The organism is Collinsella aerofaciens, assembly GCF_040915425.1.
Taxonomy (GTDB): domain Bacteria; phylum Actinomycetota; class Coriobacteriia; order Coriobacteriales; family Coriobacteriaceae; genus Collinsella; species Collinsella aerofaciens_BW.
The window spans coordinates 1-9,263 of record NZ_JBCPDN010000076.1 but is presented as its reverse complement, the minus strand read 5'-3'; the positions used below and the strand labels follow the sequence as shown (position 1 = coordinate 9,263).

Genomic DNA, 9,263 nt, shown 5'->3' with positions numbered 1-9,263 from the left:
GGGCCGCGGGGGCGTTCGGCTAGGTGCGGGAATGGCCTATTTGCTCAATGTGTTCGGCTGAGATCGGAAATCAACCAGTCTTTTTGGGACGCGGCTATTTTGACAACTTTTCGAACAGGCGATCCTCTCGATGATTTTTTAATCCCCGTCCCAGAAAAATCATCAGCGTGCGCTCTACTTTGCGCTGGTGAGGACGCCGGTGGTGTCGAAGGCGGGGGTGAAGCTCTCGTCTACCGCGCCGCCCTCTTGCCAGAACATCGTCGTAAAACCCAGGTCGTCGGCATGGTCGAGCACCTGCTCGTACTCCTCACGCGTCACGGCGCGTGCCAGGTCGCCGCCCTGCTCGCGCATGAGCGCATTGGGCGTGTACTGGTTCATAACCGAGATCGGCACGTCGCCCACCGTCTGCCACACCAGGTCCAGCACGCGACACGAATCGTCTGCATGCCCCGGAAGCACCAGGTGACGCACGATCATGCCACGCTTCATAAGCCCGTCCTCGTCCACCAACTCTCCCCCGCGGCGCTCGATCTCGCGCGCCATCTGGGCCAGACCCGACACGGCCACACGCGGGTAATCCTTTATATGGGAGAGCGACTGCGCAAGCCCGGCATCGGCATATTTAAAGTCGGTGAGCCACACATCGACCAGGTCGCCCAGCGCCGCCACGGCACTCGCGCGCTCGTAACCACTCGTGTTGTAGACGATTGGGATAACCAGTCCGCGCGCCCGTGCCGCGGCAATCGCGGCAGGCAACAGGTGCGCATAGTGCGTCGCCGTCACCAAATTGATGTTGTTGGCACCCTGGTCCTGCAGTTCCAGCATAATCTCGACCAGGCGCTCAGGCGAAATCTCAAGGCCAAAATTGCCGGTCGAGATCTCGTGGTTCTGGCAGTAGATACATTTGAGCGAGCAGCCGCTAAAGAAGATCGTGCCCGAACCGGCCTCGCCCGAGATAGGCGGCTCCTCCCACATATGAAGCGCGGCGCGGGCCACCTTGAGCGTGTCGTTAGCACCGCAGACGCCGTGCGCGCCCTCATCGCGCGCCGCACCGCAACGGCGCGGACACAAATGGCAGGCGGGCGAAAAAAGTTCGGTCAACGACGTCGGCATAAAACCATGCTCCAAAACAACGATTCAGCAGCTCAAACGTAAAGGGATCAACCCCACAGACGGCTCGAGCCCAAGGCGCCGTAATCGTCCGACACGATTTTTGTAATGTCAAGACTGGAATCGATAAAGTGCCGCTTTATGATGTAGGTATTCCGCCCCCCGCGGAGCAACTGGGTGAACCGTCGCGTTTATTTAGGGAGCCCACACAGTCGTACCTAGTACAGGTATCCTTCGTTGTTAAGGACGCTGGAACAGTCGATGAGGGCACCCACCTGTTTTAGGTGGGTTCATTTTCGTAACGTGGGGGGTGGTTTTCTTTTGCCGAAAATCACCATTACAGTCCATATGGATCCCCGCCGGCATCCCGACAAGCCATCGACAACATCCCAATATCTGGTAAGCGCGTGATTATCGCTGCGTGCAATTCCATGCACCCCCCTTGGTCGAGTATTATGGTTCGGCTATGCCCTTTGCGCATGGCGTTCTTCTGACCTTTTCCTTCGACGCTTGGCGGTTTTTAGATTCATGGCTTCATCCCCGAGCTACATACCGTACCTATGCGTGGCAGCGGCGGCCTTTATCACGACCTTCCTCACGGTACCCCTGGTCAAGCGCCTGGCAATCAAGCTCGACGCCGTCGACTATCCTTCTAAGCGCCGCATCAACACCAAGCCCATCCCGCGTTTGGGCGGAACGGCGGTGTTTTTGGGCCTGGTCGTCGCCTGCACTGTGCAAATCCTAGGCACCTGGTACCTGGGTTGGCCGCCCGTTTTGGTGCCCCACCCCCGTCTGCACATCAGCTACCCCATACTTGCGCTTTCTTTTACCGTTATCTTTGCGACCGGCGCCATCGACGACGTCTTCCAGCTCACGCCCAAGCAAAAGCTGGCCGGACAGGTCCTCGCCGCGCTTATCGCCTGCATGGGCGGCCTGCGGATCGGCGTCATCGTCAACCCGTTTGCTCCCGGCGAGATCATGCTCGGATGGCTCGCCTACCCCATTACCGTGATCTATCTGGTGGCATTCACCAACATCATTAACCTCATCGACGGCCTCGACGGCTTGGCCACGGGCATCTGCGGCATCGCATCGTTCACCATGTTTTCGATGGCTGTTCTCTCGGGCCGCATCGACGCCGCCGCGCTCTCCATTGCGCTCTTTGGCGCCTGTCTGGCCTTTTTGCGCTACAACTTCAACCCCGCAAGTATCTTCTTGGGCGACTCGGGGTCGTTGCTTCTGGGCTTTGCGCTGGGCTCCATCTCGCTGCTCAACGTGAGCCGCACCGCCGCACTCACCTCGCTTATCATCCCGCTCATCGTTGCCGGTGTGCCCATCATCGACACGTTTAGCGCCATTGTGCGCCGCAAGCGCGCCCACATTAGCATCGGGCAGGCCGACAAGGGCCACATCCACCACCGCCTGATCCAAGAAGGCTACAACCAAAAACAGGCTGTGCTGCTCATCTATGCCTGGTGCATTATGCTTTCGGCCGGCGCCGCCGCCATCAATCAGGTCGAGGTGCCCATGCGCGTGCTCATTTTTACCGTGCTCGCCATTGGCTCGGCTGCCTTCGCCAAGCACCTACACCTGTTTGAACCCGTGCTACGCCACCATTACAACAAGCGCACGCACGAGGACGAGCTGGTCACCCCCGACGACCCCGCTTTTAAGCAGGAGGAGCAGGCAGCCGAGGAGCGCAAAGAAGAGCGCCACCACAAGCTCTAGGGCAAGCTGCCGAGGATGTGCCAAGGCACCGTTGGCCAAGCGCGGCCACGCCGCGCCCATTGCACAAGCCACCCCTCTCCCGCCCCTCGCCTACTTACGCCCCGCCCCTCCAATAAACGCGTTATCATCAAAACCTGCGAACGAACGTTAGGAGCAATCATGCCAAACGAGAACAGCTACGAAGTCGCGCTGCAAAAGAGCAACGCCATTCGCGAGGGCCTGGCCAAGACGCCCGAGAAGTTCACCATGCTTACCGGCGACCGCCCCACCGGCCGTCTGCACCTGGGTCACTACTTTGGCACCCTCAAGGGCCGCGTGGAGCTGCAGAACATGGGCGCCAGGACCAACGTACTCATCGCCGACTACCAGGTCATCACCGACCGCGACACCACCGAGCACATCCAGGACAACGTGTACAACATGGTCATGGACTACCTTGCCTGCGGTATCGACCCCGACAAGACCATGATCTACGCTCACTCCGCCGTGCCCGCCGCCAACCAGCTCATGCTGCCGTTCCTGTCGCTGGTCTCCGAGGCCGAGCTGGCGCGCAATCCCACGGTCAAGGCCGAGATGGAGGCCTCGGGCCACGAGCTTACCGGCCTTCTGCTCACCTACCCGGTGCACCAGGCCTGCGACATTCTGTTCTGCAAGGGCAACGTCGTGCCCGTCGGCCGCGACCAGCTGCCGCACATCGAGCTCACCCGCACCATCGCCCGCCGCTTTAACAACCGCTACGGCAAGGTGTTCCCCGAGGTCGAGGCGCTGCTGTCCGAGACCCCGCTACTGCCCGGACTTGACGGTCGCAAGATGAGCAAGAGCTACGGCAACGCCATCAACATCTCGATGACCGCTGAGGAGACGGCCAAGCGCATCAAGAAGAGCCAGACCGACTCTGAGCGCATGATCACGTTCGATCCCGAGAACCGCCCCGGCGTGTCCGGTTTGCTTTCGACGGCCGCCATCTGCACCGGTCGCTCCGAGGTCGAAATTGCCGAGGAGATTGGCATGGGCGGCTCCGGCCAGCTCAAGAAGTACGTGACCGAGGCCGTCAACGAGTACTTCGCACCTATCCGCGAGCGTCGCCAGCGCTACGAGAACGATCTGGACTATGTGAAGGACGTCCTGCATGAGGGCAACCGTCGCGCCAACGAGATCGCCGAGCAGACCCTGGCCGAGGTTCAGGACGCCATGGGTATGGTGTACTAGGCCGATCTGCTGACTTGAGCTTTCGATTGCTATAGGGCGGGCGCTACGGCGTCCGCCTTTTTTGGAGCGGACCGCTTCGGCTCCGTCCATCGCACTCCCCCGACAAACAGGAACAGGCCCGCTGGCAGTTAGTTGCCAGCGGGCCTGTTCCCGAAGTACACCGTTGAATCGCACAGAGGGGAGGAATGCGAATCAAACTCAACAGGGCAGGCTTTTTCATCGCCTATTGCCTGCTCCGTTGCTGAAACCAATATAGTTCACCGTGGTTTACTTTGCAGCATCAATATCCGCCGCCATAGCTTCTCCATAAGTTAGCCCAAGTAAACTAAACCACCACAAAGGGGGCAGGCACCTTTGTGGTGGTTTTGGCCACGGCAGAGCGCTAGAGCCCTGCTGGCCAGCGACAGGCGGGCAAGTCGACGTGCATGTCGTCCTTAAACGCCACACCCTCCCCTAGCAAAAGCTCACGTTGAGCATCGGGACCGCCAAAAGCGAAGCCCTCGCATATGTGCCCGTCGGCAAACACCACGCGGTGACAGGGAATCTCGCCGGGACGCGGATTACTATGCAGGGCATACCCCACGTACCGCGCACTTCGTGGACGACCGGCAAGCAGCGCCACCTGACCATACGTGGCGACCATCCCCTCGGGGATCTGCTCGACCACCTCGTACACCCGTTCAAAAAAGCCCTCAGACGCCATTGCTCGCTCCCTTCCACCCGGAAAAGCATAAACCACCACAAAGGTGCCTGTCCCCTTTGTGGTGGTTTATGGCAGATCGGTTAGTTGGCGGGCTGGAAGAAGGCTACGGCGACGGCGCCGGGGCCTACGTGGGTGCCGATGGTGGCGCCGATGGTGTGAACGGGCAACTCGCCTTCGGTGTGGCCAGCCCAAAGTGCCGCGCTGTCCTCGATATACTTCTTGAGCACCGCATCCGAAAGGCCCGTATAGCCGAGCGCCAGCGGCATGGAAAAGTCGATGCCGCCCGCTTTTTCGACCTTCTGATTGAGCAGATTGCGGCCGTTCTTGGAACCGCGCGCCTTACCCAGCTGCACGATCAGACCGTCCTCGACAGCCACCACGGGCTTTACGTTGAGCAGCGTGCCCACGGCGCCGGCCGCAGCAGACAGACGACCGCCGCGCACCAGGTACTCCAGCGTCTCGAGCAGGCCGATAACCACCACACGGTCGCGCACGGCCTCGACGGCCGCCGCGATCTGAGCTGCACTACGACCCTCATCCACCAGGCGCAGGGCATACTCGACCATGACACGCTCGCCCAGAGTGACGTTATTGCTATCCACCACGTAAACGTCGCCGCCTGGCGCCTCGGCAAGTGCGGTACGGGCACTCTGATTGGTGCCTGATAGCTTAGCGCCCACGGTAATAATCACAGCCTCATCGCCGGCTTCACGAACCTTGGCAATCGCCTGCGAAAACGCGTACGGGTTGACCTGGCCGGTCTTGGGCAGCTCATCGCGCTCCACGAGCATCTCGTAAAAGCGCTGGTGATCGATGTCGATGCCATCCATGTACACATCGGTGCCAAAGGTGACGGACAGCGGCAAAACGGCCAGCGCTGGGTGCTCGACCGGCGACATATCGCTTGCGGAATCGGTAATAATGCGGACGGACATAGCGAATCCTTTCTTGCGCAGGTCCCGCGCAGGGAATTTTGACAGCAAGGCCCCGGCACGGTATACGCGCTCAAACAGGACTATGCAGTTGTTAATTGGAAGCAAAAGCCTTGGCGGCCCTACAGCTCGCGCAGGGTGTTGAGAATCGTGCGCAGCGACGCATACATCTGCTCGCGCTGCTCCACACCCATAGCCTTACCGGTGGTATCGAGCACCTCGCGAATGATGCGGTCCGCTTCGCTCATGCTCTCGCCGCCCAGAGCGGTCAGGCGCACCGGAGCACGATACTTAACGGCGGCATCGCCCGAATCGTCGACCTCGACGTAGCCGCCCTCCTCCAGATGAGCGAGCGTACGCGAGACGGCGGCGCGGGTCACGCCTGCCATGCGAGCCAGGTCAGCGCCAGTCAGGCCGTCCTTGCTGCGCTCAAGATAGTAAAGGCACATAACGTCGGAGCCCTTGAGGCCCAGCCTTGCGCCCTCGGATGTCTTAATGCGCTGGATCTCCTTGTAGAGCCCGCTGATCAGTCCGACAAAGTCCTCGAAACGTGTCTCGTCGTTCTGCTGCATGGGAGACGACCGCCTTTCGCTTGCATAATGCTTACGGGTAAACATCTTAGTCGCATAAGGCGACACCCGTACCCAAATACCCCATTTGTTAACCCATCAACATAAAAACCACCACAAAGGGGACAGGCACCTTTGTGGTGGTTTTGACCGGCGAACATGATCCGCAGGCGTCGCTACAGCTCCACGCAGGGGCTGTCGCGGGTCACAAGCGTCTTAACGACAAGCGTCGCTCCCAGATAGCGCTCGAGCAGCTCGGCTAAGCGATCGATCGCGGCCTGGCAATCCCCCATCCGCTCGGGCTCCACGCACTCAATCGCCAGGAACGCATCGGCCGAATCATCGGACAGCGCCGTGCGAACGCCGTCGCGCCAGTTCCAGCAGCGGCACACAGCGCCCGCATCGTCGATGTAGGCGAGCTCGCCGGGCAGCGTCGGATCGTCCGCCTCCTCGCCAAGCGGCAAGAACGCATCGCCACCGTCGGTCACCTTCAAGCGAAGGTCTCCCTCGATCGCATGCAGATCCTCGCCTCCCACGGGCAGCGCGTAGGTCAGCGACACCGTGTTGTAAATATCCACCGCGGGCGTAATGTGGCCCACCGGCTTGCCTTTGAGCACGCGTTTGAGCAAGTTCTCGATCGAGCAGCGCGCGCCTTTCTTGGTCTTGAACAGACGATAGGCCTCGCACCATGCCTTGACCGGTGCGTTCTCGCTGATAGTGTCGCTGGTCAGATGACGCTCCGCATCGATATTGGCGCGGTCGAGCAACGCCGCAATCGCATCCACGTCCTCTTGAGGAATCTGAGCCGTGGGCTTCATGCCCTCCACGATCACAACACCGACCGCTGCCTGCGGAAACAGCTCCCAGAATGAATCCTCGGTAATAAAGCTCTTCATACGCTCTCCCTTCATTGTGCGCGCCCGAGTGAGGGCGCCTAAACAAAAAGCGCCCTTACAACGGCCACCTTCAAAGTCCTACGGTGCCGTCACAAGAACGCTTGCGCTGTCCCCATCCGGAGAAGGGGACGATATGTCAGGCGTATTGTAACCCGAGTCATCCACGCGAGCAAAACCACCACAAAGATGCACTGGCCCCTTTATGGTGGTTTTGGGTCTGAGGCGACGCTAGTGGCGGAGTCCCAGCAAGCCGTGGCCGCGATGACGGGCCTCGGCGGACACCTGGGCGTGCGGGCCGGCGGCTTTGACGGACTCGGGCAGGTGCGAGTACTTCTTCTCGAAGTTCTCCTCGAACATCACCGCCAGGTTGTGCGCGGCCTCGTCGTAGCGCGCGGTGCTCTGCCAGTATTGGCGCGGCACCAGGATGCCATCGGGCACGCCGTGGCACGTCGTGGGAATGTCAACGTTAAAGATGTCGTCGTGCACGAACTCGCTGTCCTCGATGGTGCCGTCGAGGGCGCGCGCGACCAGCGAGCGCGTGTAGGCCAGCTCGATGCGATGACCCACGCCGTAGCCGCCGCCAATCCAGCCGGTGTTGACCAGGTACACGCGCGTGCGGCCGTCGGCAATGCGCTCGCCAAGCATCTTGGCGTAAACCATGGGGTCGAGCGGCATAAACGGCTCGCCGAACAGCGAAGAGAACGTGGGCGTGGGCTCGGTGACGCCGACCTCGGTGCCGGGAATCTTAGCCGTAAAGCCCGTCACAAAGTGGTACATAGCGGCATCGGCCGTCAGGCGTGAGATGGGCGGCAGCACGCCAAAAGCGTCGCAAGTCAGGAACAGCACGACACTCGGAGTGGTGCCCATACCCTTAGTCCACGCGTTAGGAATGTGCTCCACGGGATAGGCCACGCGCGTGTTGTGCGTGATCGAGATGTCGTCGTAGTTGGGCTTGCGGTTCTCGTCGAGCACCACGTTTTCGCAAATGGCGCCAAAACGGACGGCGTTGAAGATCTCGGGCTCGCGGAAGGCGTCCAGGCCCTCGCATTTTGCGTAGCAGCCACCCTCGATGTTGAAGATACCCATGTCGGACCAACCGTGCTCGTCGTCGCCGATCAGCAGGCGCGTGGGATTGGCCGAAAGCGTGGTCTTGCCGGTGCCGGACAGGCCAAAGAACACGGCGGTCTCGTGCGTGACGGGATCCATGCTGGCCGAGCAGTGCATGGGCAGCACGTCGTCCTCGACGGGCAGCAGATAGTTCATGACGCTAAAGATCGACTTTTTAATCTCGCCGGAGTAGCCGGTGCCGGCGACCAGAATCACGCGTTCCTGGAAGTTGATGACCACCGCGGCGCTGGAGTTGAGGCCCTTGATGGCGGGGTCACACTGGTAACCTGGCGCGGCAAGGACGCAGAAGTCCGGCTCGCCGGTGCGCGCGATTTCGCGAGCGAGCGGGCGGGCGAGCATCTGCTTAATAAAAAGTGCCTGGCTGGCACGCTCGCAGGCAACGAGCAGTCGACGCGTGTGGTTGCGGTCGGCACCTGCCATGCCGCGGGTGACGAACACGTCGCGCTCGTTGAGATAGTCGACGATGCCGGCCTTGATGGCCTCATAGCTCTCGACGGACAGCGGGCGGTTGACCGCGCCCCAGGCAATCTTGTCGTGAACATCGGGGGTGTCAACGATAAAGCGGTCATTGGGGGAACGGCCGGTACGCTCCCCCGTCTCGATCACCAGCGCGCCGTTGGATGCCATGCGGCCTTCTTCGCGGCGGATAGCGTGCTCGACGAGCTCCGCGGCGGGCAGATCGACCAGCAGACGGGGTTGATTCTCGGCGGGATCTTCGACCAGCGTAATACCAAAATTGGACAGAACTTTTGCAGGGGTAACACCAGGCATGGGGCCTCCTTTAAAAACGCGGCACGTGGACGCGGCGCGCACTTTACTCACGTAAAGCCCGTTGTACCCGATATGCAAAAACGTTTTTGCGGCAAGGGCGGCAAGCCCGCCCAACGGTCAAAAATCGCACGCAAGCGGCCTAGTCATTGGGTGTTCCTATAGTTTTGTCAACCGTCGGGGCTACTCCCGGTAGGGCACCCGGTCGCGCATCACGGCG

8 protein-coding genes are annotated in these 9,263 nt (G+C 60.8%); 2 read left to right on the top strand and 6 right to left on the bottom strand.

Annotation, left to right across the window (positions count from 1 at the left end; all coding sequences use genetic code 11):
• Positions 1 to 174: 174 nt before the first annotated feature.
• Positions 175 to 1,113: a radical SAM protein gene (locus tag AB5164_RS09100; protein WP_006235472.1), complete on the bottom strand. Its 939-nt coding sequence runs from the start codon at positions 1,111 to 1,113 to the stop codon at positions 175 to 177.
• A 525-nt stretch (positions 1,114 to 1,638) separates the two neighbouring features.
• On the opposite strand from AB5164_RS09100, the gene AB5164_RS09095 reads away from it, so the two are divergent.
• Entirely contained in the window at positions 1,639 to 2,838 is a 1,200-nt protein-coding gene (locus tag AB5164_RS09095; protein ID WP_022094798.1) for an MraY family glycosyltransferase, read from the top strand.
• A gap of 159 nt (positions 2,839 to 2,997) precedes the next feature.
• Positions 2,998 to 4,047: a tryptophan--tRNA ligase gene (gene trpS, locus AB5164_RS09090; RefSeq protein ID WP_138112823.1), complete on the top strand. Its 1,050-nt coding sequence runs from the start codon at positions 2,998 to 3,000 to the stop codon at positions 4,045 to 4,047.
• 382 nt (positions 4,048 to 4,429) lie between these two features.
• Here the strand turns inward: trpS and AB5164_RS09085 are convergent, their stop codons facing one another.
• The 5 genes from AB5164_RS09085 to pckA form a co-directional block, all read right to left on the bottom strand.
• Complete coding sequence (locus tag AB5164_RS09085; protein ID WP_117770205.1) at positions 4,430 to 4,750, bottom strand: MGMT family protein; 321 nt, start codon at positions 4,748 to 4,750, stop codon at positions 4,430 to 4,432.
• 80 nt (positions 4,751 to 4,830) lie between these two features.
• Positions 4,831 to 5,685, bottom strand: coding sequence for a DegV family protein (locus AB5164_RS09080; RefSeq protein ID WP_117848665.1), 855 nt, complete (start codon positions 5,683 to 5,685; stop codon positions 4,831 to 4,833).
• A gap of 119 nt (positions 5,686 to 5,804) precedes the next feature.
• Positions 5,805 to 6,254: a MarR family winged helix-turn-helix transcriptional regulator gene (locus tag AB5164_RS09075; protein WP_035137250.1), complete on the bottom strand. Its 450-nt coding sequence runs from the start codon at positions 6,252 to 6,254 to the stop codon at positions 5,805 to 5,807.
• 173 nt (positions 6,255 to 6,427) lie between these two features.
• Positions 6,428 to 7,147 (bottom strand): B3/B4 domain-containing protein, encoded by a 720-nt coding sequence (locus tag AB5164_RS09070; RefSeq protein WP_368143200.1) that lies wholly within the window; start codon positions 7,145 to 7,147, stop codon positions 6,428 to 6,430.
• A 228-nt stretch (positions 7,148 to 7,375) separates the two neighbouring features.
• Complete coding sequence (gene pckA, locus AB5164_RS09065; protein ID WP_368143199.1) at positions 7,376 to 9,046, bottom strand: phosphoenolpyruvate carboxykinase (ATP); 1,671 nt, start codon at positions 9,044 to 9,046, stop codon at positions 7,376 to 7,378.
• Positions 9,047 to 9,263: the final 217 nt, after the last annotated feature.